Annotated in this window: 14 protein-coding genes; 9 read left to right on the top strand and 5 right to left on the bottom strand. The window is 54.4% G+C overall.

The window, feature by feature from the left end; all coding sequences use genetic code 11:
* Positions 1–16 precede the first annotated feature (16 nt).
* Complete coding sequence (locus J3U88_RS02575; protein ID WP_207856566.1) at positions 17–3,757, top strand: two-component regulator propeller domain-containing protein; 3,741 nt, start codon at positions 17–19, stop codon at positions 3,755–3,757.
* Here J3U88_RS02575 and J3U88_RS02580 read toward each other — a convergent pair.
* Both J3U88_RS02580 and J3U88_RS02585 read right to left on the bottom strand, forming a co-directional pair.
* Positions 3,702–4,598, bottom strand: a complete 897-nt coding sequence (locus tag J3U88_RS02580) for an adenylate/guanylate cyclase domain-containing protein (RefSeq protein ID WP_207856567.1) — start codon at positions 4,596–4,598, stop codon at positions 3,702–3,704. The two genes, J3U88_RS02575 and J3U88_RS02580, sit on opposite strands and share 56 nt — an antisense overlap.
* 264 nt (positions 4,599–4,862) lie before the next feature.
* Positions 4,863–6,626, bottom strand: coding sequence for a Hint domain-containing protein (locus J3U88_RS02585; protein WP_207856568.1), 1,764 nt, complete (start codon positions 6,624–6,626; stop codon positions 4,863–4,865).
* Positions 6,627–8,366: 1,740 nt separating this feature from the next.
* Here J3U88_RS02585 and J3U88_RS02590 point away from each other — a divergent pair.
* Complete coding sequence (locus J3U88_RS02590) at positions 8,367–8,855, top strand: glutathione peroxidase (RefSeq protein WP_207856569.1); 489 nt, start codon at positions 8,367–8,369, stop codon at positions 8,853–8,855.
* Positions 8,852–9,328: a transcriptional regulator, SarA/Rot family gene (locus tag J3U88_RS02595; protein WP_207856570.1), complete on the top strand. Its 477-nt coding sequence runs from the start codon at positions 8,852–8,854 to the stop codon at positions 9,326–9,328. Before J3U88_RS02590 ends, J3U88_RS02595 begins: the two co-directional genes overlap by 4 nt.
* A gap of 154 nt (positions 9,329–9,482) precedes the next feature.
* Here J3U88_RS02595 and J3U88_RS02600 read toward each other — a convergent pair whose 3' ends face one another.
* Positions 9,483–9,755, bottom strand: coding sequence for a hypothetical protein (locus tag J3U88_RS02600; protein WP_207856571.1), 273 nt, complete (start codon positions 9,753–9,755; stop codon positions 9,483–9,485).
* On the opposite strand from J3U88_RS02600, the gene J3U88_RS02605 reads away from it, so the two are divergent.
* The 5 genes from J3U88_RS02605 to J3U88_RS02625 all read left to right on the top strand — a co-directional run bounded on the left by J3U88_RS02605 (position 9,730) and on the right by J3U88_RS02625 (position 19,657).
* Positions 9,730–11,868, top strand: a complete 2,139-nt coding sequence (locus J3U88_RS02605; RefSeq protein WP_207856572.1) for an ABC transporter ATP-binding protein/permease — start codon at positions 9,730–9,732, stop codon at positions 11,866–11,868. The genes J3U88_RS02600 and J3U88_RS02605 overlap by 26 nt on opposite strands.
* Before the next feature lie 406 nt (positions 11,869–12,274).
* Positions 12,275–12,829 (top strand): CesT family type III secretion system chaperone, encoded by a 555-nt coding sequence (locus tag J3U88_RS02610; RefSeq protein ID WP_207856573.1) that lies wholly within the window; start codon positions 12,275–12,277, stop codon positions 12,827–12,829.
* A 149-nt stretch (positions 12,830–12,978) separates the two neighbouring features.
* Positions 12,979–14,928, top strand: a complete 1,950-nt coding sequence (locus J3U88_RS02615) for a hypothetical protein (protein WP_207856574.1) — start codon at positions 12,979–12,981, stop codon at positions 14,926–14,928.
* Positions 14,929–15,914: 986 nt separating this feature from the next.
* Entirely contained in the window at positions 15,915–17,465 is a 1,551-nt protein-coding gene (locus J3U88_RS02620) for a hypothetical protein (protein WP_207856575.1), read from the top strand.
* A 140-nt stretch (positions 17,466–17,605) separates the two neighbouring features.
* A complete protein-coding gene (locus J3U88_RS02625; RefSeq protein ID WP_207856576.1) occupies positions 17,606–19,657 on the top strand; it encodes a tetratricopeptide repeat protein in 2,052 nt (683 codons plus the stop codon).
* A gap of 275 nt (positions 19,658–19,932) precedes the next feature.
* Here the strand turns inward: J3U88_RS02625 and J3U88_RS02630 are convergent, their stop codons facing one another.
* Positions 19,933–20,955, bottom strand: coding sequence for an RpnC/YadD family protein (locus J3U88_RS02630; RefSeq protein ID WP_207856577.1), 1,023 nt, complete (start codon positions 20,953–20,955; stop codon positions 19,933–19,935).
* 193 nt (positions 20,956–21,148) lie between these two features.
* Entirely contained in the window at positions 21,149–23,470 is a 2,322-nt protein-coding gene (locus tag J3U88_RS02635; protein ID WP_207856578.1) for a PhpK family radical SAM P-methyltransferase, read from the bottom strand.
* 357 nt (positions 23,471–23,827) lie between these two features.
* On the opposite strand from J3U88_RS02635, the gene J3U88_RS02640 reads away from it, so the two are divergent.
* Positions 23,828–25,417 (top strand): MBL fold metallo-hydrolase, encoded by a 1,590-nt coding sequence (locus tag J3U88_RS02640; protein ID WP_207856579.1) that lies wholly within the window; start codon positions 23,828–23,830, stop codon positions 25,415–25,417.
* Positions 25,418–25,423 lie beyond the last annotated feature (6 nt).

Raw genomic sequence — 25,423 nt, forward strand, 5'->3', positions numbered from 1 at the left:
GTTGAAGGCGGTTCGGGTGAACAGATTTTGCCGGGGTTTGGTACTCCTCCTATTGGGGTGTTGCCCCCTTGCAGCCGAACCCCTGGACCGTCTTCGATTTAAACACCTCACCACCGCGGATGGTTTGTCGCAGAGTATTGTGACCTGCATGCTGCAGGACCGCGTCGGTTTTCTGTGGATCGGCACCCAGGGTGGCTTAAACCGCTACGACGGTTACCGTTTTACCAGTTACCTCCACGATCCAACCGATCCCCACGGGTTACCCGACAACTGGGTATCCAGCCTGATGGAAGATCGCGACGGTCGCCTGTGGGTCGGCACCCAAACCGGCGGCGTGTGTCGGTTTGACGAACGAACACGCCGCTTTGTTCAGATACCGGTCGCGGGTGTCGACGACAGCGCGGTCACCGCGGTGTTTTCGCTGTTGCAAGATCAAGCGGGCCGCATTTGGATGGGTGCCGACCGCGGTTTGTTTCGCTTCGATCCGGTCCAGAAGGCCTTTGTTCATTTAGCCGAGTTGGACGTGACCAACGTGACGTCGATGGTAGAAGCACCCAATCAACTCATACTGTTGGGCACCTTTAAGGGATTAACCATCTACAAACCCAGCAGTGGCGACGCTTGGGAGGCGGCGTCGGTTTTGGACGGTGGCGCCGCGTTGCGGGTGCGCGAGGTGCTTTCGCTGCACATCTCGCGACAAATGATTTGGATTGGGACCAACGGCGGTCTGTTTCGCCTGCCACCCAACTCGAACCGTCTGCAACCCGTCCAGGCCGAGGCAGCCGACGGCTTGACCCTGAGCGAACAGGCGGTGGCTTCGCTTTGGGTCGACCAAAGTGGTTTGCTGTGGATCGGTACCGAACGCAACGGCCTGTTTATATGGGAAGAACGCACCGGGCGGTTGGTCAACAACCAAAAACAGGCCGGGGTTCCCCAAAGCTTGGGGGCCAACCGAGTTGAGGCGATTTTTCAAGATCGGTCCGGGTTAATGTGGTTGGGTCTGATGGGTCATGGACTCAGTTCTTGGAATCCCAAGCGGCGCCAATTTCACGCCATGAACCCCGACGCCGGTGAGGGGCCCGTTGGCAGCGGTCCGCGCGTGGTCCCGATTCTCGAAGAAGGTCGGGAGCAGCGCGTGTGGGTGGGTACGGTCGGCGGCGGTTTGTACCGTTATGACTTCAAAGCCGAACGCTGGGATCATTTTCGCCATGATCCCAACGATGCCGACAGCTTGCCGCAAAACGAAATTTTCTCCCTTGCCGAGGACAGTTCGGGTCGGATTTGGATCGGCACCCAGGATCAGGGTTTGTGTTTGTACCAACCCGACACCAACGACTTTTTGCGTTATCAGCACGATCCCGCGCGCCCGGACAGTTTGGGTTACGACAAGGTCCGCGTGATGTGCGAAACCGCGCCGGGCACCTTGTGGATCGGAACCTTTGGCGGCGGTATTAGTGTGTTCAACGAGGCCAAACAAAGCTTTCGCCACTACCATCACAGGCGCGACGACCCCACCGGTCTTGGTGATAACCGGGTGATTATGCTGTACCACGACCGCAAGCAGCGCATTTGGGCGGGCACCATTAGCGGCGGTCTCAACCTTTACGATCCTGAACAAGACCGGTTCCAGGGTTATCCCCGCGATGCGACCCATCGCGGCAAGGGACCCAGCCACAATTCGGTGATTGGTATGTTGGAAGATCCCAAGCGACCGGACCGTTTCTGGCTGGCGACCTTCGGCGGCGGCCTGAATATGATGGAGCAGGTCGACGGCCGTTGGCATTTTCGTGTTTTCGGCAAACGCGAGGGGCTGACCAATCTCAGCGTGACGGGGATGGTTGCGGACGCCCAAGGCCGGTTGTGGTTGGCCACCCAAAGGGGCCTGCATCACTTCGATCCTGTCTCAATGCAGGTACTTAAGGTGTACACGGTAGAGGACGGATTAATAGAAGACGAGTTTTATCCTTGGTCCGCCTGGGCGGGCGGTTCGGGGCGGCTTTACTTCGGGGGTTCCGACGGGTTGGTCTGGTTCGAACCCGCCTACCTCGCCAACAAACCGTACCAACCGCCGATCGTGTTGACCGAACTGCGTACCGCGGATCCCCGCTTTAAGCCGGGCCGTGCCCTCAGCGCGTTACAAGAGGTGCGTTTGTCCCATCGTGATTCCTTGTTGGCGCTGGAGTTTGCCGCCTTGGACTACAACAGCCCGGACAAACATCGCTACCGATATCGCGTTGACGGTTTGGTGAATGAATGGGTCGATTTGGGCCCGGAACGCAGCCTGAACTTTACCAACCTAAAAGCCGGCACCTACGAACTCAAGGTTCAAGGTGGGCCGGAAGGTGCGCCTTCCGCCGAGGGAGAGCTGCGCCTGACCTTGCGGGTTGACCCACCACCTTGGGCGGGTAAAACGGCTTACGCTTTTTATTTCTTGCTCGCCGTAACCGCGGTTTGGGGTTACCAACGCAGCCAGACCAAAAAGTTGTCGAAGGAACGGCGGCTCACCGAGAAAGAACGCCAAGTTGCCGAGCGGCTGCGGCACCTGGGCAAAATGAAAGACGAATTTTTGGCCAATACCTCCCACGAGCTGCGCACGCCCCTGAACGGCATTGTGGGTTTAACCCAGTCCTTGCTGGACGGTTCGGGTGGTGCGCTCAACGACAAACAAAAACACGATTTGGGGATGGTGGTTGCCTCGGGCAAACGGCTAACCGCCTTGGTTAACGACATCCTCGATTTTTCTCAACTCAAAAACCGTTCGCTCAAGCTCTACCGCGAACCGACCTCGTTCCAGCTTATCGCGGAACGGGTGTGCGCCTTGGCCGAACCTTTGGCGCAGGAGAAATCACTGGATTTGATTGTATCGATTCCCGACGATTTGCCGCCGGTGTTGGCCGACCGAAACCGGCTGCAACAGATTTTGGTGAACCTCTTGGGTAACGCGGTGAAGTACACCGAAACCGGGGATATCCGCCTCGATGCACGTCTGGCGGGCGCTTCCTTGATGGTTTCGGTAACGGATACGGGGATTGGCATTCCCCCCCAACTTCAACGCACCATTTTTCAGTCGTTTGAGCAAATCGACGGCACTGCCAAACGCCTGCGTGGCGGTGCGGGTTTAGGTCTGTCGATTACCCGCAAGCTGGTTGAGATGCACGGTGGGCAAATTATGGTGGCATCGGAGCTGGGCGCGGGCAGTACCTTTCGCTTTGATTTGCCGCTGGCCGAGGGCGGTGACGTTGCCGAGCACCTGTCCCTGGAGGAGCCGGCCTGGGATTACGACGGTGTGAAACCCGCGGATTCGGTGGCCAGTCAGCCGGCCGTGATTTCCGACGGCGAACCGAACGCCGCCGACGTTTACCGCATCTTGATTGTTGACGACGAGGCGGTGAACCGCCAGGTTTTGGTCAACCAGATGAGCGGCCACGATTTTGACGTCGAGGAGGCCGGTAGCGGCCCGCAAGCTCTGCGTCTGTTGCGACACCATCCCGGTTACGACCTAATTTTATTGGATGTGATGATGCCGCAAATGTCGGGTTTTGAGGTGTGCCGCCGCATCCGTGCCGAATTTCCCGAGGAACGGGTGCCGGTGATATTCCTGACCGCGCGCACGCAGGTCGAGGATGCGGTGGAAGGATACCACGCGGGTGGCAACGATTTCCTGACCAAGCCGGTGACCAAGGAAGCGCTGCTGTTGCGGGTTAAGACGCACCTGCAGCTGCTCCGGACGCCGAACCCATCAGATGCCCAAGGGTAAACAGGGTGGTGGGGCTGCGCAGGCCGCGCAACATCACCTCGCCAACGGTATGGAGTGGCCAGTTTTCCTTTAGCTGATCGCGGAAGGCGTTGCTAAACAGCAGCGGAACGCCCTGGCTTTTGGTCTCGCTTTCGATGCGGGCCGCCATGTTCACCGTGTTACCGATGATCGCCAGTTCGGCGCGTCGGTCGGTGCCGATGGTGCCGACCGCGGTTTCACCGTGGTGCAGACCGATGCCGACGCGGACGGGTAGTCCCACGGTTTCACGAAAGGCGGGCAGCTCTTCGAGGATTTCAGCACCGCAGCGCAAGGCGCGATCGGCGGCGGTTTCGGGCCGGCGAAAACCGAACACCAACATCACACCGTCGCCCATAAAACATTTGACGAGGCCGCCGTGGCGATGCACGATGCGCAGGCTGTAATCGTAATAATGCTTCAAAAAGGTGATGACCGCGTCAGGGGAAAGGCCCTCGGAGAAGGTGCTGAAGCCGCGAACATCAATAAAGGCAATCACGAGTTGCCGTTTGTGGATGGTTTCGACCTCGGTCGGCGCGCGCAGAATTTCATCTTTGATGGCCTCGCCGACATGGCGGGCCAAGTGGTGGTCGAGCTCGTTGGATACCGAGTAGTATTTGTTTTGACGGCGGTCGCTGATGCGGGTCAACCGTTCGGTCTGGCGCAGGAGTTTGCGGTAGCTTTTGGTGAGGGTTTGCAGTTGGTCCTGTAGCTCGGTGGCGCTGAGTTCGCCCTTGAGGGCGGTTTGTGCTTGTTCCAGCGTGGCGCGTTCCTTAGCGAAAAGGTCGCTGCCGCTGTCGGGTTTGGACGGCTCGTGGTTGCTCATGCTCCCCACTTGCGGTTCAACATCAGTGAATCCGTGGTGTTTTTCGCATTATAACGGTTCCCCGACAATCTCACCAGACACCAGGCGTTAACAAAAAACGCCCCGGTGGCAGACACCGGGGCGGAAGGGACCCCGCTCCGACGAGGAGAACCTCGTTGGGGCGGGGGAAGACCCCGCTGAGACGAGGAGGACCTCGTTGGGGCGGGGGAAGACCCCGCTGAGACGAGGAGGACCTCGTCGGGGGGATGGTCAAAAAACGGACGGCTAGCGTTGGCTGTTGCGGTAGTCGTCGTGCCAGGCGGCGGGAATGCGCTCAAGGATGTTGCCGGAACGTTGGCGATCCAGCTTCTCGTAATGCGCTTGCATGGTGCCGTCACCGACCATAAAGCCGTTGGCGTAAACCGTGTTGTCAGAAGCCAGGTTTTTGCCGGGACGCTGGGCCAGTTTGAGGTTGTAGACGTTGCCGTCGTAGGCCACGCGGGTCACGCTGGTCAACTTTTCGACACCGTCGATGGTGGGTACCGCATCGCCGACTTGCAGGTCACGGGCCAGGGTGACGCCGTTTTTAACCGTTACCACGGGGTGCAGGTCCGTCATCATCAAGGCACGGCCGCTTTCGCTTTCGATGCGAACCATGGGTTTGTCCTCAAAACCAACCGCGGTATCGACAACCGGCGCGGCTTGTTTTTTGCGGTACTCGTTGAACACCAAGTCACCGGCGGTGATATCTTCAACCGCAACCTCGGAACCGTCATTCAGTTGGATCAGGGTACCGGCGGCCAAGCAGCTGTTGGTGATTTTCATGGGGGCGAGTTGGGCGAAGTTCCAGGTGATGAACTTCAGGTTGCGGGTGGTCATAAAAATGGGCAGATATTCGGGCGAACCGAAACGGGTTACGGGAACACGCAGGTTTACGTGGAACTCAACGCGATCCTGAACCTGACGGCAGCCACGGGCGAAGTCGACGGCGTTGGCGCCGGTGTAATCCCAGGAGATGGTGCGGCGGTCGGCGCTGATGCTTACCTTGTTCCAGAAGTCGGTCATTGAGAAGTTGTACTGGGGCTCGCAGGCGCCGCCGTGTTGGGTCAACTGCAATTTGACGAAATCCTGGGGGTCGGCGGTTTTTGATTTGGCGTCGACACCGGTTGGGTCGATCAGGTAGCCGGGCGGGGTGCGGTAGGAACCTTTTAAAGGAACTTTTAGCGCGTTGGGGCTGCCGGTCAGATTGACGTCGCAATCGTTGGTCCAAGTGCGGTTCATGCAAATGCTGATTTGACCGTCGTTGGTGTGGTCGACCGGTTCGTCAACGTTTAAGCCGAATAAGCCGCCGAAGTTCAACAAGGGTCGGCTCAGGAAGGTGACGTTCAGGTATTCGTTTTCTTCGATGGAACCGTTGCCGTTGAGGTCACGGGCTGAGATAGACCATGAGTTGATGGAACGCACCGTGTCCGCTTTGGCGGCGCTTTCGGCGGTGGGCTGGAAGGTACCCGCGGCGACCACATCGGTACCGCCGCCAAACTCTTCAACCATGGCGGGCACGTCGGTTTCGTTGGGGTCGGAAGAGGTGTAGGCCACGTCCAGGTAGGTGTAGGTGGTGCCGGTTGGGTAGGAGGCTGAGGCGTTAAAGGCGGTTTCGTTGTCGTGGGTGAAGGCCGCTTCGACGAGGTGCATGGGTTGGGGCGCATCTTCCTCGGACTTGGTGACATAGGCCGTTTTATAACCGAAAATTTCGCCGGCTTTGAGGGCGCGGACGCGCTCCGCTTTCAAGAAACGGAACAATTGGGGGGCGTTGGCCGGGGTTTTCCCGCGCAGCTTGAGGTGGCTGACCAGGGTGTTGTACTGCCACTGCTCGCCGAGGTTGAGTTCGATGAGGCGGCCGTCGGCGGCGTCGGTTTTCAAGGTTTGCAGACCTTTGGTGTAGCTGACCTGCTCTTTGGCGTTAAGAACATTGGGTTCGGCGGCGTTCAGTGAAGCTACGGCGAGAAGGCACACAAGCAAGGCGTGCCAAAGGGAAAATCGTGCGAACATGGGTTCTCCTTAAACGTGGTAATGGTCCAACCGAAAGAAGTTCGCGGCGTGTTGTCCGCGCGCCGCCGTCCTTGCCGTCAAACGCAAACCAAGGTTGCCTCTGGCCGGTTCTGTTTCCCCACGCCGGGCCTGCCCGGTCGGGAGAGTGACCGGTTCCAGGGATGCGACTTTAAGGAAGGCGCAACCGTGAAGGGGGAGGCGTAGGGAGACAGCCCATAGTATGGCTATGACGGAAGAAGCGGACATCCGGCACAGGCCGGAGACCCGTTTTTAGGGGGTGAAAACGGCGCACAAAGTGAGCGGCACAACAGTTATCCCAAAAAGCCAACAATCAATGGAAAACACCCAAAACATGATGTATGATCTCGATGTTGGATCCCAATCCATCAAGAGGCGGCAAGCACCATTTAAAGTGATAACCTCTGCCAAGGTTATCCATGGTTTGCTTGCTGCTTCACAACCACATGGTTGAACGTGATACACGCTAGCTGACAGTCATGAAATCGGCGCTTCGCCGGCCGCCCGGAACTGCAAAAGCCCGCCTAAAATGCGGGTGTCGAGCAGGGGGGGGGAGGTGATGTGGGAAGCGGCGGTTACAAGAACCGGTCAGTGATGATTCCTATGGCTCACAGATGCGTGGCTTCCATCGTCGTCGTGAGAATAAAGGCACTATTTTGAGACCCTTGTCGGCAGCGGTGCATTCAGAGAATGGACGCGCTAGACCCAACCCTCAAAACAAAAATATATTCAGGCTCTCGCGGATGGTGGCACATCGCATAAAGGACAGGTCAAAACTGTTCGCAAGAAAAAGGGCGAGAGAAAACGAAGTCACCTTAACTTTGTGGGAACGGAACGAACCCGTCAGGGACTTCTTTCGGATGAGGCAAATTTACCTCAATAAGCCGAAAATGAAAACAGTTTTTTACGAAAAATCACAAGACTTAGCTTGCTAATGATTTAGCGCTTGACTGATCGAAAAATGAATAACTTCTCAAAAAATTACATCACATTTACCCCGGAGAAAAGGGTTTGTTAATATCAAAAAAAGTTATAATTCTTTTGATATGTTTAAATTTACTATTTTTTTGAAAAATTTGTGATCGTTTCTGTGAGCGAAGGTTTGTTGCTTTGATGATGGTTGAAATAGGTGAGAGTTTTGAATTCTTCGTGTCGCTTCGAGGATAAGCGTCATGCCGCGGCCTGTCCGTTCAACCGTTGGCGAAGGCACGGCGCTTCCACTTTGACGAAACCCCGAGATGTCACGCGGAACTCTCGCCGGGCCGTTATCGCCGCGGGACGGTCGCCGAAAGGCTGTCGCCGCGATACAGGCGTCGCGTATGGATGGGAATTGTGCTGGGACGAAAGCGTCCGTATAGAAAGTAAAAAGGCGACGTTGATTTCCCCTTCAACCTCGCCTTTTCCAGGTATGTCACTTCTCGAGTCCACTTTCGAGAATGGACACAGGCACACTATACCTCATTTTTTTTTAAATTCTAGGGGGAATTTATCGTCCTGAGGAGGATTGTCCCTAAACCCTTCTTTTTCTTAGGGTACTTTTTCGGGGGCTTGTCCAGGTGGTGTCGAACCGCACGCTTCAGGTCTGGTAGGTTACGGCTGTTTTGCGGGCAAAAGCCTCGACAGGGTTGGCGCGACGATGAAACCATGGTAAAAAGATCGTGCACGATATAATCGCGCAAGATTAAACGGCGTACGCCGATCAAAACGACGAGGAGCCTTTTCATGAGTGATTTCTACCATCTTTCGGCCAACAGCCTGCGCGGCGAAGCCCTTTCTTTCGATCAATATAAAGGTAAGGTGGTTTTGGTTGTTAACGTGGCCAGTAAGTGTGGTCTGACCCCGCAATACGAAGGCCTGGAGAAGCTCTACCAGGACTTTAAGGACCAGGGTTTGGTGATTTTGGGTTTTCCCTGTAACCAATTTGGCGGTCAAGAACCCGGCGGCGTGGCCGAAATCGAACAAACCTGCCGCATTAACTACGGTGTGACCTTCCAGATGTTCGAGAAGATTGAAGTCAACGGGAACGGGACCCATCCCGTTTACAAATATCTGAAAAAAGAACTGCCCGGGATGTTGGGCAACGGCATCAAGTGGAACTTCACCAAGTTTTTGGTGGGGGCCGACGGCAAACCCATCAAACGTTTTGCCCCGACCACCGCGCCCAAGGATTTGGTTCGGGACATTAAAAAAGCGCTGGAGCAAGCGGCGTGAGTCGGCCTGAGTCGCCCGAGCTGTTGAGACTCGACCGCCAGCTTTGTTTTCCCCTCTACGCGGCCGCGCGGCTCACCCAACGCCTTTACAAGCCCTACCTCGAACCCCTGGGTCTGACCTACCCACAGTACATCGTGCTGATGATTCTGTGGGAGGAAGGGCCCTGTAGCGTGCGACGCATCAATGAACGCGCTTTGCTGCAAACCAATACCACCACGCCGCTGCTCAAACGCATGGCGCAAATGGGTCTGGTTGAACGCAAACGCGCCCAGCACGATGAGCGGGTGGTGATGATTCATCTCACCGAGGCGGGCTGGGCGCTGCGTTCGCAATGTGCCTGTATTCCCGGTCGGCTTCTTGACACGGTGGATGTGCCGGGGGAGGATCTGGTCGCGCTGAAGCAGCAATTGGACCATTTGGTGGTGCGTTTGGAAAAAGCGGTTGCCGCGGGAGGGCGACCGGAACATCGCTGAACCGGATAGCCGAGATGGTTCGCCCGCACGGTTGACCAAGAAGGGTTGCGAGGGGTTGAACCTGGAGCGAGGGCAGCGAAGATTCTTTTGGGTTTATCTTTGCTTGGTGGACCTGGATCGAAGCAAAGCGCCGCGAGTTATCGCACCTCATAGGTTAAACTGCTGGAAATAGTGTTGATTGGTCCTCTTGCATGAATTCTGTGAAACTGCCAGGCAACCCTTGCTGTTTTTCGTGAATTCGATTAATGTGGATTTGTTTTCCTTTTTCCATTCTTGTCGTTTCCTCGTCCTTCGAATGTTCGCGCCCGCCGACTCCTGAGCGTTCATCGCCGCGCTTTTTCGCGGTGTCCACTTTTCGGTTTGTTGGATGCCCTCGTGCGGTCGCAAAGGTTGGCGAATCTATGGCTGCTTTCCGCTCCCATTCCAACGGGCTTATCCTGCGCTCCGCGTTACCTGGCCGGGCGCGCTGGGACATGCCCGCGTTGTTCCGCAAACCCCTATTGGCCGAAGCATTACAGGATGCCTTGGTCGGGCTGCCCGGTTTTCTTCGGGTGCGTGTGGCCTCGGTTACGGGTCGGGTCCTGGTTTATTACGATCAGACACAACTGACCCTTACGCAAGCCGGCACCGTGATTGCCGATACCTTTGCGGGTCTGGGTAAAAACATCGTCAAAACCCTTTTGGATAGGGACACGTCCGCGCCGGGGGATGGAACGGTGGGTCCAACCACCCGGATTCACCAACTTCTGGGCCGAACCTTTGATGCCGATCTCGTCGAATTGATCGCGGCCGCCGAGCGCGAGGCCGAGACCACCTTTTACAAACCCCTCGCCAACAGCACCGGGCACACCGCGTTGCGGGTCTTTAATCCGCTGGCCATCGGTTTGATGATGTCGGTGGCCCTCTCTGGTGGGTTTCCACCGCTTGCCGCCCTCGGCTTGACTTCCAAATACGCGCAAATGGCGGTTTTCGGCGGTACCTTCCTGCTGGGGAAAACCCTGGAGTCGGTTCTCGAGGACCGAAAAAGTTCCAGTTGGAACGATTATGCCGTGATGGTGGAGCAGGCCTTGCGGCTCAAAACCTTTCGCCACCTGCATTCACTCGACATGGGTACGCTTTCCGAACACAGTTCCGACCAATTAATGAACTTCTTTCACGGCGACATCGCCAAAATCCGCGGGTTTTTGCAATACACGCCCCCGACCATGTGGGACAAAGCACTGAACATTATCGCGGGGGGAACCATCATGATGGTGGTTTCGCCAATTGCCTTGTTGCTGGCCTTGATTCCGTTGCCCTTGCTCGTGCAGTTGAGCAAAAAGCACCAGGCTGAGGCGGGCGAGAACTTTGAAAAAGTCGCGGCCGAAATCGAGGACCTGAACCGGGTGCTCAGCGCCAATATGGGTGGCATGGCCACCGTGAAATCCTTCGCGGCCGAGGCACGGGAAATTGCTTCCCTGCAGGCGTTGGCGCAACAACTTAGGGAAAGCGAAAGCGTTGCCGCCCACGAGAATTCACGGTTTAACGCACTCAGCACCTACACGCTCACCATGGGGATTTGCATGCCCTTGGTTTACAGTTGCTTCGCCCTGATGAGCGGCAGCATGTCGATGGTCGGGTTTCTGATTCAAACCAGCATGATTCCCGTGGTGTTAACCTCGGCGACGGGTTTAGAACAAGCCAACTACCAATATCAAGACGCCAAATACGCCGCCAAGCGCTTACATGCGCTGCTGGCGTTGCAGGCCAAAATTCACGACGGTCATCGTGCCTTGGAAGCACGTGGTATCGGGGGCGAACTGGTTTTTGAGAACGTTACCTTTGGGTACGACGACACACCGGTGCTGCGTGACATCAGCCTCACCATTCCCGCCAACCAAACCTACGCGGTGGTGGGTACCACGGGTTCGGGCAAAAGCACGCTGATCAAACTGCTCCAGCGTTTTTACGATGTAGACGGTGGGCGCATTACCCTCGACGGCGTCGATTTGCGCGAGCTTCACCTCAAAAACCTGCGCGAGGCGGTGGGTTTGGTCAGCCAGGATACGTACTTATTTAATGCCACCATATATGAGAATGTTTTGTACGGCCGCCCCGACGCCACGCGCGAGGAAGTGCTGGCCGCATGTGAGGCTGCCGAGATGGCGAGTTTCGTCGCGGAAGAACCCTTGGGTTACGACACGGTTATCGGTGAACGGGGGCAGCGTTTGTCGGGTGGCCAACGACAACGGATCTCCATCGCGCGCACCATTCTCAAGAACCCACCTATTTTCATTTTGGATGAGGCAACCTCGGCGGTGGACAACAAGACCGAGGCGGCGATCCAGCGCTCGGTGAACCGAATTGCCGCCAACCGCACCACCATCATCATCGCGCACCGACTCTCGAGCGTGATTCATGCCGACCAGATCAATGTCCTGGAGGAGGGGCGTTTCGTCGAATCGGGCAGCCATGATGCCTTGCTGGCGCGCGACGGTGTTTACGCGCATTTGTGGCGTCTGCAAACCGAGGCGCGTCAACTGGAAAGCGAGGTTGGTTAAAACCTAAGGGGCGGCGGGATATCCTGCTGTGCGCACTTTGGGTGCTGGTTGACCCTTGCTTGGTGGCCGCTTTGCCGATCAGATCCACGAAATCTACCCTTTTCCAATGAGCACAACGAAAAAAAGAAGCCTCGGCGTGAGTCGTAAAGCCTGTGAGCCTTGAAGATTTGGCTCTTTTCGTGCGGCAAAACTACCCGAAAATGACGAAAAAATAATTTTCAGGGAAGGGTATTTGCCGATGCCGACGTAGCAGAGAACAACAGAGCAATACGCTGCTCCTGCCGCTTTAGGAAAGACTAACCCTTTTTATATCAGATTTTTATCTGAGGGATTGACACGCGCGTTTATGGCGCGGGCTAGCGGGGGACCAAGAGATTGATGCCAACCACAATTGGAGGAAATAGTTATGTCACACGGACAAGAACAAGTGAATCATTGGTTAGCCCAACTTGGCCAGACGATTGGATGCGGGCTTGCCCTTAATGAAGAAGGCCGTTGTTCCTTAAAGGCCGCCGGTGATGTAGGTATCGACATTTTTTGTGAGCCGGAAGACACCCAGTTTTACCTTAGTTTGCCTTTGTTTACGCTTTCCGGCCTCAACAGTCGCGAGATGGTATTGCAACATGCATTGACCATGAATATGTTTCAACAGGATACCGGCGGTGCCTCGATTGCGCTTGATGCCGATGGGGAAGCGTTGTTGCTTTGTTATACCCATCCCGTGGAGGGAACCGAGTACCAGACGTTTTACAACATCCTCGCCAATATGATCGAGTCATGCATGGAACTCAAAAGCCAACTGATTGAAAGCGATGACCGGGATGATGAGGACCACCATGAGACGGATGAGGTTTCGTTTGGGGTTGAGCAGCATCGTCACGCTGTTCCCGCCTCATCCACGCGGCATGTCACCGAGGTCAGCCCACACGAGACGCTTCGGTACGTCATGAATTTCGCGTAAGTCCCGGTCCCTATTTTATTGCCGGCAGCGTTGTTTGCCGGAAGGGGTTTGGGCCAAAGGGTGCATCGGTGGCTTGCCTTAAGTAACAGGTTTCGCCGCGCATTCGGCCGACCCCGGCTTTTAATGGTTTAATGGTTAAGGAGAACGTCATGTCAGGATTGAATAAAGTTGGAAGTAACGTTATACAGGTTGCTAAAAAAGAAGTAAAAGAGATCAAGCAACCCAAACAAGATAATAAGCTTGCGCTTGAGTCGAGTCCAAACCCCAATAGCAACGTGAAACCGAAAAAGATGAATGCGAAACATATCGCTGAAGCAGCGCCGATTAACGCCCCTAAGTTTGAGAACCCCAAAAAAGAAACCAAACGGGTTCAAACCGTACAGCTTAAGGTAAATTTGAGCAAACTCGCGCCCGACAATAAGCCTGGATTGGCGACGCTCAAAGAGCGCTCCAAAATGGTGTTTGATACGATAGAAAAGATGGTTGACAAAAAAATCATCGATACTCGGAAATCATCAACCACGGTTGTGACCATGCCGGAGTTTTTCCTGAACGATGCTTCTAAAACCATGAGCCCGCCGGAAATGGAACAAGCAATTACCTACCTGAAAGACCTTGCCAAAAATGAGAAGTTTGAGAATCTGGTATTTACACCTGGCAGTATGTTGGCGATGCACCCGGCGCCGGCGATGAAGCATATTAAATCCAGCGATCTTCAAACCATTGCAGAGACCATGAAGCTGGATATTAATGAGGTTAAGGAAGCCTATGCTGAGATGACCTCTTCGAGTGAGGAGAAATACGAGAAGGTAAGTAACGTTCGCAAGGCTTTGATTGGGGTAGGTGACCAGCTGAACAAGAAGGTTGCCAATGCCGCGAAAAATAACAACAAGGTGAACATCACCAAGGAAGTGATTGCCGATATTTGTAAAACGATCAAAGATCCGAGTAACCTAAAAATCAACCCACGTTCAGGCTTCAAACAGATGCAAAACTGTATTCTGGTCATGGAAGGTGGCAAAAATGGGCAAAACAAGCTGATCAATAAAACCGCGCCTTCTGATATTGATAGCGCTTTGCGATCAGACAAGAAAAAAAATAGCGATAAATATGAAGACCAGTTGGTGTATTACCCGGCAAAAACGATGTTTAAGGACAACAGGAAACAAATTATTAATAAGGCGAGCCATGTTGGCATTAATGCAGATTCTTTTGCCTTTCACAGTCCGAAAAACGATTTCGATATGGCGGTGGCCATTTGCCTTGATTACAGCGAGCAGATTTACGCCGGAATCGCTGATGAAAAAAATAAGAACAAAATTGACCAGCTACATGTTTCCTCCGCGGGTGTGGGAATGAGGACGGTGAATAAAAGTTACGGTATGTCTAAGTCTGCATTTTCACTGAATGATGGTTTTGGTTCCGCTTTATCTGCCGACGTCAGCACTGGGGATTTAGACAAATACTATCTGCGCGACAAAGAGGCCGTTGGAATCTCTTATTCAATTAAAAACGAAACCTTCTCGGCAGAGCCGACCAACTTCGAAAAGAAGGAATTCTATTCGGACATGAAGGACAATTTGGCTTTCCAAATTGATGCACCGATTCACAAACCCCGCACGGTCTCAAATGCCTCGTCGGTGTCCTCCTTTGATGGGAATCCCAATGTCGGCATGCAGGAGTTACTCGGGAAAAATGAGAAGATGCCAAACAACATGAAGTCCCTTTTTCCAACGAAAGAAACCATCAAAAATGAGGATTCTAAGTGGAAAGAAAATATCATGAAGAAAGAACAAGAAGTTAAAGATATGGGCAACCGAATTGCGATTCTTGATCGCCTTCTTGGAAAAGAGCCAACCCAGAAAGACTGGGACGATGCATTCAATGACCCCGTCCTCAAGAAGCTTGTTGCCAAGAAGAATGTTCCAAAAATCAAGAACAAGAAAAACAGCAAAAAACCAAAGGTGACCTATAGTAAGGTTCCTTTCAATAAATTGGCTAAAAAGATTGGTGGTATTGGAAACTTTCGCACGGAGCACAATAATCTTCGTGACGAAAAGTTGGTTGAGCTTAACAAACTCAGGGAAGGTAAGCTGTAGAACGGCTTAACCGAAGCGTGTCGCGGGGTACAGAACCTCCCAGCAAAAGCGGTTCTGTACCTGTTCGCATCGGTGTGGACCCATCGTGAATGCCGCGGGATGGAATGGGTCGCTGGATGGGTTTGCCGGTTTTCTTGCCGCGGCCAAACCTTTCCTGCACCATCTGTCATCCCCTCGGCCGTATGGTTCCTCAGCGCGTCGGCTCCATCTTAGTCAAGGATGCGCGGCAGCATGCCGACCTGGCACCGATGGAGCCGGCTAGCGGCCTATTCGGATGGACACCCATCCCACGGGCGCTTAGGCTCGCCTGCTTAAATTCCTGTTCACGCCCGGGCCGCGCAAATGGCTGCTCCGGGTCAACGATGCCTAAAGGGGAACTGGTTTAAACCTAAGAAGCGCGATAACTCGCGGCGATTTTGGCTAAACCTCTGGGCTGCAACGGTCTGTGAAAATGCTCACCGCACCCAATGGGTGCGCTTCTGCTTTCCCCAAACCATTTCGCTCCAGATCTTTAGCCAAAATCCCTCGCTCTTATCGCGCTTCTTAGGTTAAACCGCCATTCGGCACGATCTGAAGGAAAAAGGAGACGTTTCGAGAATAACCCAACCTCCCATAACAGGCTTGTTTTTAGGAAGTGCCAATTTTTTTAAATAAGGTGTAAGATAAAGCTTGGCCTTCCGACTGAGCAAAATATTCACGGTCATTTTCCGGTGATAGGCTTGCATGTAGCGCCTGCTTGTACGAAAAAACAAGGATTGTGGAAAATGATCACGCAGTGGATAATGAGGCTGTTTTGTGGGTGAGGGAAATGTATTTTGTCCCAAAATCGAGCTGCTTCGGTGGCTGGTGAGGGCTTTTTGCAGGTTTCCACACGCCGATTGGCTTTGATTTATTTTATTTTGATGCCGTTTCGATCCGACCTCCTTTTAAGTTGAGGTCGGATTTTGATTCCCTCCTTTGTTTCTCCTAATCACGAGGAATGTTCTATGAAAATCATCATCCCTTTATGGGTGTTGTGTTCTTGCTTACTTGTCGCCGGTGATCCACGGCCGGGCGATTTTGAATACTTCGACCTCGGTTTCAGCGACGGCCAAGGTTACCAAACAGAAATTCGTGCCTTCAACCCCAGTTTCTCAGAGTCCGTCCTCATCACTGTTGAGGCAAAAACGGGTTGGGGGACGCCGCTTCACGGCGTTTTTCCTCAAAATAGCGCGGCCTTTTCACTGACCTTACCTCCCCTTGCTTCAGTGAGTATGCCGACTATGGACAACATGCCCGTTCCGGTGCACGGGACCATGCAACTCAACAGCGACGGCCCGGTTGTGGCCTGGAGCCGGACCACCTTTGGTGACCCCGACCGCCCCGAAAAAAGTGATACCCAAGTCTTCCGTCCGGCAGATGCGGCGCCCTCCGTCGCCCACTTTAACGACCTTTCCGATGCAAGTGCGCCCCAACGTTTTCCTACGCGGGTGCCTGGTCTGATGTTGCCGCTGCACGAAGTCTTGGTCGTTCGCAATACCGAGGCTTTCACCAGTACCGTCGCGGTTCACGGCCGTGATGCCCTGTTGGGCCACGGTCTTCCTTCAACTCAAGTTGAAGTTGCACCTTACGGATCGGTTTCACTGACCGCCTCGCAGATGTTCCCCAGCTTGGCCTCCGGCCGGGCTTCCTTAGAAGTCCACGAACTGCAGGGTCGCGTGTTTACCGCCGTTCGTCGTGAGGATTCACGGACTTTGGCACGTGCCAAACCCGCCGTTGATGAAAGTGGGGTGCTTCCGTTTGCCAATCTGCCCTTTGAGGGTTTCGAGGGGTACTTCTCCTTCAAACCCCTCTTTGAGGTGCAAGCAGCGGTAACGGGTGAACTTAGCCTAACCGAACCTGTGAACAGCGTGCCTTTTAACCTCAATATCGACCAACCTGGCATCACTCGTTTTCTGCCGGGACGGTCGGTCCTGAACGAAGATGAGGTGATGGGAACGGCGCGTTTTACAGCTGATGAACCGGTGACGGGCTCCTTTACCTTGTTTGGCGACGGCGCCCGCTCTGAAATTGCCCTGAGCGATTTTGAAGGTCCGCGTGCGGTTGCGTACTTGGGTAAAAACCGGCATGTGCTCAGCAGTGCCCGCGATCTGTTGTTCATTGAGAATCCAGGTGAAACTGAAGAGCGCCTGTCCATCATCGGTTTGAACCGTGACGGCGCCCTGCGCGACTTGATCACGGGGTCGTTGGTACCCGGACAAAATGTCTGGGAACTGACCGGCGTTTTCGGTGAGGATACCGAGTTGGTGTTGATCGAAAAAATCGACTCCCTCAACCCGCTTAAAATGGCGTATGTCATCACCGATCAGGAACCGGGCCGCAATGTGTTGGACAGCATTGAGGTCCTCGAGATTGACGGCGTTTGGTCCTTCAATCGCTTTTTAGAAGAAGTGGCCGCCTGGGAAACACGGGACGCGGTGTGTATTTCCTCCGCCAACCGCTTGTTGGGTTTGGTGGATATGGTGAACCACAACTTTACCTGTCCCAATAATCGGTAAGACGACATGCTTGTGTCTGCCGTGCTTCGTTTCGAATCAATGGCCGGTCACACCTTTTTTGGTGGGGCCGGCCTTTCTTCTTCGCCTCTTTTTGAGAAGCGCCGGCTGAAGGCGGGCAAATAGTGGCCGAGAGGAATTCGATGAACGAAAAGCCGGATTCTCAACCGATTGCTCATGGCGATCCCAACCCACTTGCCCTGTTGCTTGGTGTGGGTTTGGTGCCGCTTGCTTACTTTCCCTGGAGCGCTGACCCCACCATACCGCCACGCTGGGCTTTGGCCGCCTTACTCCCGTGTTATTTGGTTGTGTTTGCCGCACGGTTTTCATTGCGCGGCTTGTGGCCGCAACACAGGGGTTTGCGGTTTGCCTTGGTGCTTGTGGTTCTGTCCATGCTCACGTCGGCGCTGACGGCGGAACCTTCCTTTAATCGGCTCGGCACCGTGACCGACGTGCTCATCGGCCTGGTTTTCCTGACGGGGGCGGCTTTGGCGGTACACGAGGATCGGCGCCAGATCGTGACGCACTTATGTTCGGTTGTGGCTGTGTCGATCACCCTTTGTTCCCTGGTGGGATTGCTTCAGGTTGCCGGTGTGCCACTTGAACACGTGGTGCAGGCTTACCCCCCGGCGTCGCTGTTTGCCAATAAAAACGTCGCAGCCCAGGTGTTGGTCACCACCGCGCCCCTTTGGTTTGCACCTGCTTTAATTCATGGCGGCCGCATCGGTTATGTGTGGGTTTTGCTTGTGGGTGTGAACACGGCTTACTTGACCGCGGTCGAGTCGCGAACCGCGCTGTTGGTTTGTTTGTTACTGTCGCCGATGATTGCTTTCGGCGGGGCCCTTTTTGGGCAACCCAAGCGGCAGACCCAACAACGATTTTTGGTGATTGGTGGCTGTTGTTTACTGATGACGGCCGTTTTACCCGGTGCGTCGCCCCTATTGCGCCGTATCTTGCCGGTGCTTTTATGGCTGTTGGTAACGTGTGTGGCCTTCGGACTCGGTCTTCTTGTGAAACAGCGCTACGCACCTGGCCGGCGTGGGTTTGCCCGTCTGGCGGCAGGCGTCGGCCTGTTGTTCCTCCTGGCCAACCTGTGTTTGTGGTTTCCGCCTGGTCCCGTGGCTCGGCAAATCGAGCAAGTCGCCACCGCCCATAACCCCGATCCCCATGTAAATACCGTCATGGTGCGCGGTGCCATGTACCAAAACGCGGCGCGCATACTGTTGCGGCACCCCATGGGTGTGGGTCCTGGGAACTTTGCCGCGATGTACCCACTTTTTCACAATGCCGTAACGCCGACGCCGACCTTTTCGATCACCGTGAATCCTTATCGACTCCATCACGACTGGTTACAAATTGCCGTGGAGCACGGCGTGTTGGCTTTGGTCGGACTCTGGGGATTTCTAGCGGCCTTGTTGGCCCATGCCGGGCGACGTTTGTTGGCCTGCTCTGGGGAGGGGGTCGTGGAGGACCCGGAAGTAGGGGCGATTGACCCGGCGTTGGCCGTTCCGATCGCCGTGGTGATGTTCACCGCTGTCGCTGCTTGTTTTTCATTCCCCTTGGAAATGCCGACGACCGCGGTGATGTTCTGGTTGGCGGTGGGGTTATTGGTACCGGTGCAGAGGATTTCGAGAGTAAAAAGGTCGCGAGCCGTGGTTTGGGTGGGGATTTTTACACTGGTCCTGATCGCAATGGTGGCTTATTTTGCCGTGTACCTCTATGGCCAGTTGTTGTTGGCCGAAGGGCGTAAATGGCAACGCGCGGGCAATGCGGGTTTCGCTTTTGTGTATACCAACCATGCCGCCCGCGTTTTTCCCGACGATGGAACGGCTTTTGACCATTTGGTTACCTTGGCGGCAAGCCAGGGCCGCAACCTCGACCAATCCCTCGCGATTACTCAGGGGTACACGGCCCAATACCCGAATCATGCCAACGGGTGGTTCCGACAGGCCTTTGTTTTGCGCAAACGCGGCGATTTTTCGCAAGCGATTGAGGCGGTGAATCAGGCCTTGCGCCTGGGGGGCGCCGACGCCGCCGGGTTCCAATTTAAAGGGGAAACCTTGCAGGCTGCCGGTGATTGGGCCGGTGCGCGTAAAGCTTATGAACAAGCACTGGCGGCAACACCGTTGTATACCCCCGCGGTGTTGTGTTTGCAGGAGTTAGACCGGCTGGAAGGGCGAGCGCCGAAGCCCTAGCCCGCATTTCTCACAAGGATTCGTCGCGAGAAACAGAAAACCTTGTGCGTCGAAGATTACGACCGAGGGACGGCACAGGGGGCCGACCATTCGCGGGGCCGACCATTCAGCGTAGCCCAGGCCGATGGTTTTTGTTGCGCCGCCTTGAAGAACCTCGTTGATTTTTGGGTTTAAGGACCTCCGAGGTTTCGAGATAGAGGGCCCAAAAAAGGAAGCCGGGAAGATTCCTGGCCCTTCTCCCTGATGGGTATTGGATTCTCAAATGATGGGTGCCTTTAATGGTCAAAAAGCGCCACGAGCGACTGGGTTTGGTTAACGTGGGTGATCCAATTAAGCAGTTGTTCCGGGCCGGCGTCTTGGATGCGCTGAGTGATGTGTGAAGGTAGTTCACGATACTTTTCAGTGAGTAATTGAATCAGCGCTTGCTGGAAGCCCTCGCGTTGACCAAGTTCGCGTCCTTCTTGGATACCGGCCTGACGGCCTTCTTGGATACCGGCCTGACGGCCTTCGCTTAAGCCTTTCGCGAAACCTTCACGGCCGGCCAAAAGCCTGAGTGTTTTTTGTATGGCTGTCTCTGAATAGAACCATTCTTCAGCGTTCATGTGGCGACCTCCTGTTTCTTTGCGAAGTCGATCTCTAAATCGTTGGTCTAGGTCGCGGGGCAGGTCCATCATGGTGTCTATGAAACGAAACAGCGCGATTAACCGCCGTGAATCATAGTTGCGATCTGCCAAGCGTCGGATGAGTGCAAGCTTTGTTTCGACAAGGACGTTGCTATTCTTGCAGGTTTTCATCGCCTCCAAATGGGCGTCGACCGCTGTTGCGAAAAGGTTCTTTTCCTTAAGCTTTGCGGCGTGGATCGTTCTGAAATCGGCGAGTTTTACAATGGGAAAATCAACGCGATTCTTGAAATCCCATCGTTTTCTTATAAACGAATTTGGGCGCCAGGATGGCCGGCTGTCGCCCAAAATCGCCATACTCACGACTTCACAGTCATATTTAAGGAATAACCGGAAATTGTAGACTGCCATTCGCTTTGGAAAAGTGGTGTCGAACTGGTTTTGGAACTCGAGATGTACCAAAATGAGACATTGTTCACCATCTTTTAATTGCACGCGAAACAATTTATCGGCTATTCGGGTACCGACTTTGTCACCTGATGCTTGCGGTGGCAATTCCGTACTAAGTGGGGTGGCCGAAGCGTTCCAATCGATGTTTTGATAGGCCGCCGGCCAAAAGAACTCCGTGAATTCTTGAAAAAACAATTCCGTTAGGTTTTTCCAAGGTTGGTCAAACAAAGGGATGTTTCCCTCCTCAATGTGTCAAGGCATTGAGGAGAACTCGTGTGGTTGTGCGGAAAATCTAGTCGATGAATCGATGGGATGCAAGCAAAATCTGGAAAAAAATAAATTACTATAAATTCTTTTCGCGGTGAAAAATCACCTTGCCGAAATTAAGGAGCGGGGTTTGCATAACCCCGCTCCCTTTCACTTAATCATGGATAAGCTGTTTTTGGTGAATGCCGGCGGTCGCGGTTGTTTCGTTCAGGAGACCGGTGAAGGTGTTCTCCAAATTCTTGATCACCGATGCGTCGAACCACGAGGGCTTGTAGTGGAATTGGAGGCCTACCTGGCCGCCGCTTTCTTCAGCCGTTAACATCAGCCCGACCTGCCCGTCCACTGCTTGCGGCAGGTGCTTTCCGTCGGTGGCCGATCCGAAATAGAACCCCACGTCAAAGGTGGGCGCGGCCAGCCCGTGTTGGTCCAGGCGGATGCGGTTACACAGGTAGTGGAACGGGTTTAACGGGACGGCCGTCAGCGCTTGGTGTTGTTTTTTCAAGGCCGTGACCAAGTCGGCGAAGCGCTCTTCGCCGTCGCGTTTGATGCGCAGGGGTACCGGCTTTTTCCCCGCCAAACCCGCGACCAGTACAACTTCCTCGTGTCCCGTGAGTTCCGCCAACATCAAGACATAAATCGCGGCCAAAACATAACCGCTGTCCAAGCCTAGCCTGGCGGATTCGGCGAGCAAGGTTTGGTCCGTCAGGATCAGCGCCTCGGTTCGCGCCTCGCGGGGTTCCGCATCCAGTGCGGCGGGCAGGCGGTCGATATTCTTCGCCGGCGCGGGTGCCCTAAACCATGCGACCCAGGTTCGTTCCGCTTCTTTGTAACGATCTCCGCCGTAAACCGCTACCGGCGACATCGCCACTTCTTTGACCTCGTCGAACCGCGCCGCCTTGGCCATACCCGCGATCAAATCATGGGGTGTTTCGCCGGGATTCATGAAGCGAGCGCGGATGATTGCGTTGAAATGGGCCATGAAATCTTTGACCTGCTTTAAGGTGGCGCCGCGGCGTTTTAGGTAGAAGGTTGACCAGAGTTCGAAGCCGTACTGCGGCATCCATAGGGAATTTTGCACCGAGCAAAACAGCTTTTCGACCAGGTCACAGGCGATTTGGTCATTCATCGTGTGGTGCTTCCAGTTGAAGGCGCCGCCTTGGATACCGAGTTCCTCGCGTTTCTTCCAAACCGGTGTGATCGGATCGGCGTACCAAAGTTGAGCGCGGAAGTAATCGGGTTGGGCTTCTTCCAAAAAGTCCAGTGTCTCTTGAAAGGTGTCCAGCGTTTCGCCGGGGAACCCGATGATCAAGTTGGCGTGCGTGGCGATGCCGGCCTTGCGCAATAAGGGAATGGCTTTTTTGTAATCTTTTTGACGGGCGGCTTTGTTCATTTTTTTGAGCATGGTGTCGCTACCCGATTCACAGCCGAGGAACACACCCTCGCAGCCGGCTTCACCCATCAAAGCGATGGTTTCTTCGTCGCCGTGGTCACTACGGTAGTAAGAGTTCCAGTGGAAGTTATATTTGTTTTTGATCATCATGCGAAGTATTTTTTTGAAGCGTCCCTTAGGGACGTTAAAGGTATCGTCCAGGAAGGTAATCGTATCAACCGTGCCCAGTTCGGCCAGGGCGTCTAATTCTTTTTCTACTAGGTCTACTGGGAGATAGGTGTAGCGGCCTGCGCGTTCGGGAAAACCACAAAAGGCACAGGAAAACGGGCAGGACTTGGCCGTACGCAAGGAAACAAAACGACCAATATCGTTGTTGGGGAACAGGCTGTAGTTGACCATGTTGTCATTGAGTGTGTTGCGTTCAATGGATTTGTTGTTGACGATGTACTGATCACCGTCTTTGAAAATAATGTTGTCGATACCGGCCAACGCGCGGCCTTCCTTCAAGGCTTCAATCGTTTGGACCAGGGCCGTTTCGCCTTCGCTGCTGTCCACATACACATCGGCACCGATGCGAGAGAAAAACAACTGTTGGACATCGGGTGGGTTGTCGCCGGTTTGGTTGCCGATGTAGGGGCCGCCGATTATGATTTTCACATTTTGGTTGTATTGGCGAATAAAGGAAACGATTTCCAAAACGGGTTCGGCGATCACATACAAGGTCGTGGTAATGGCCACGCTGAGGATTTCGTCGTTGAGCAACTTTTGTTTAAACTGTTCGCGCTCGCTACGGAACAAATTGATGTAATCAAAACTGTGGCCGTGCTTGTGGAGAAAAGAGCCGAGGTACAAAATGGTCGGCCACAGGAAATCGGTGTTGTGGAAGGGCTGACACTGATCTTCGCGACCCTTGTAGTGGAAATGGGTCATGGCTTGGAGGGCGTCGTAGGGTTGGCCCTCCACATCGATTACGGCCATGGCCAGATCGCGGTAGGCGCCCGAGGTGGCGCCCATCAAACGGACCATACCCAAGTAGTCTTTGAGGTCGCCGGTGTTGTAACCAATCAGCAGAACGTCGGTTTTCATGGTTTTGCTCCCCTCAAGCCGTTGCTCAATACGCGGGTTGGCGATTCGGCTTGACGTACGATCCAACCCGCTTCAGTGGGGTGAAGATTGGATCGATGATTTTATGATCTTTAACCGTATCAGAGGGTGTTTTTATAGTGCTATATGGTACCATGAATGGGTACCCATTCAGCATCTTTTCCACGGTGAAACCGAACCGAGTGATAACCTCCTAACGGTCCGGTATCGGTTTTCTTTCCTTGATCGACAACGCATACGAACGCCACAAACCCTTAACAATAAGAGCGAGTTGCATTTGTCGATCTCATTTCGTTATCTCAAAATTCGGGCCCGAGTGGGCGAACAGGATCGCGTGAAATGTACCTTAAACAGAATGTATTGATTGAACCCTTGGTAAATCAGTGGTATGCATGGAACCTATTGATAACACCCCATGGCCTCGGCATGGTGCTTGCCAACTATCATAAGAAAATCATGGAATCCTATATAAGATCGCCGATGATGCATACCAAGGCGGTTAAAAATCCCAAAATGATCGGCGGTCCCTTTATGGACCTTGAGGGCGACCAAACCGCGGTCGTCCAGGCTTTACTCGAAAGAACCTTGGCCCAAAACAGCGACGTGATCGCCCTCGCCGAGGCGATTGCCGAAACGGATAAAATCCTCCTTGAGGAAGCCAAAGGCCAGACCTTGGCGCCGATCTACGCGCGCGTGCCCGAGGCACTCAAGGGTTTTGTCGAACTGGGTTACGATCTCAACAACCAACCCTCGCAGCGTTTCCTCGAGCGCTTTCTCTACCAAAGCCCGCTCTACCAGCGTGATCGCCAAAGTCTTGCATTGCAACAGGTTGCCGGCGACGACCGCGCTTTTGTACTGAGCACCCCGCGTTTCCCTTCGCCCACCCAGCTCCATGTACCCATGGCCTTTGACGATCCCGCCATCGATACGTTGTTCAGCATGCGCGAGCAACCCCGCTCCCTGGCGGAACTCGACGCCTGGCTGCCCCCCGATCCCGCCGAGCAACGCTTCTTCAAATCCCTGTTCACGGAAGAAGCACCCACGCTCACGGGTCGTGACCGCGATCAGATCGAAGGCGGGATGCGCGTCAAATACTTTGGCCATGCGACCTTGTTGGTGGAATCGCCCGAGGTCAGCATCTTGACCGATCCGATTGTCAGTTATGAAGTGCCCGACCCGGCCGCGGTGCCCAGGTACACCTACGCCGATTTACCTGAAACCATTGATTACGTGGTGATTACCCACGGTCACCAGGACCACATTATGTTCGAGACCCTGTTGCAGTTGCGCCACAAGATCGGCACCATCGTGGTGCCGCGCTCGAACGGCGGCACCCTTCAAGATCCTTCACTCAAACTGGTTTTGGAATACACCGGTTTCAAAAATGTGATCGAGTTGGATGAAATGGAACGCCTGCCGGTACCGGGTGGCGCCATTACCGGTTTGCCGTTCCTGGGCGAACACGGCGATCTCCACATTCGCGCCAAGCTGGGTTACCACATTCGCCTCAACGAACGCGCGGTGGTTTGCGTGGCCGACGCCAACAACCTGGAACCCAAGATGTACGACATGGCGCGCAAAACCCTCGGTCCCATCGATCAACTCTACGTCGGCATGGAGTGTGCCGGCGCACCCATGTCCTGGCTGTACGGCCCGTTGATGAACAAACCTCTGCCGCGCTCCCAAGATCAAGCGCGCCGGCTCGACGGTTCCGATTGCGAAAAAGCAATGCGGCTCATCGAATCCCTCGACCCCAAAAGTGTCTACGTCTACGCCATGGGTCAGGAACCTTGGCTGACCTTTATTTCCAGTATCGCCTACACCGAAACATCAAAACCCATTGTTGAGTCCAATCAATTGGTGGCGCGCTGCCGCGAGAAAGGGCTTATTTCGGAACGGTTGTTCGGTTGCAAGCAGATCGCGTTCTAAGAAACC

Origin of the sequence: Acanthopleuribacter pedis (genome assembly GCF_017377855.1) — a bacterium.
In the GTDB taxonomy this organism is placed as follows: domain Bacteria; phylum Acidobacteriota; class Holophagae; order Acanthopleuribacterales; family Acanthopleuribacteraceae; genus Acanthopleuribacter; species Acanthopleuribacter pedis.

What these genes read in the sequence shown, in the direction of transcription:
- J3U88_RS02580 (WP_207856567.1), bottom strand. Translation starts at nt 4,598, where the DNA reads ATGAGCAACCACGAGCCGTCCAAACCCGACAGCGGCAGCGACCTTTTC.
- J3U88_RS02585 (WP_207856568.1), bottom strand. Translation starts at nt 6,626, where the DNA reads ATGTTCGCACGATTTTCCCTTTGGCACGCCTTGCTTGTGTGCCTTCTC.
- J3U88_RS02590 (WP_207856569.1), top strand. Translation starts at nt 8,367, where the DNA reads ATGAGTGATTTCTACCATCTTTCGGCCAACAGCCTGCGCGGCGAAGCC.
- J3U88_RS02605 (WP_207856572.1), top strand. Translation starts at nt 9,730, where the DNA reads ATGGCTGCTTTCCGCTCCCATTCCAACGGGCTTATCCTGCGCTCCGCG.
- J3U88_RS02610 (WP_207856573.1), top strand. Translation starts at nt 12,275, where the DNA reads ATGTCACACGGACAAGAACAAGTGAATCATTGGTTAGCCCAACTTGGC.
- J3U88_RS02615 (WP_207856574.1), top strand. Translation starts at nt 12,979, where the DNA reads ATGTCAGGATTGAATAAAGTTGGAAGTAACGTTATACAGGTTGCTAAA.
- J3U88_RS02620 (WP_207856575.1), top strand. Translation starts at nt 15,915, where the DNA reads ATGAAAATCATCATCCCTTTATGGGTGTTGTGTTCTTGCTTACTTGTC.
- J3U88_RS02625 (WP_207856576.1), top strand. Translation starts at nt 17,606, where the DNA reads ATGAACGAAAAGCCGGATTCTCAACCGATTGCTCATGGCGATCCCAAC.
- J3U88_RS02635 (WP_207856578.1), bottom strand. Translation starts at nt 23,470, where the DNA reads ATGAAAACCGACGTTCTGCTGATTGGTTACAACACCGGCGACCTCAAA.
- J3U88_RS02640 (WP_207856579.1), top strand. Translation starts at nt 23,828, where the DNA reads ATGTACCTTAAACAGAATGTATTGATTGAACCCTTGGTAAATCAGTGG.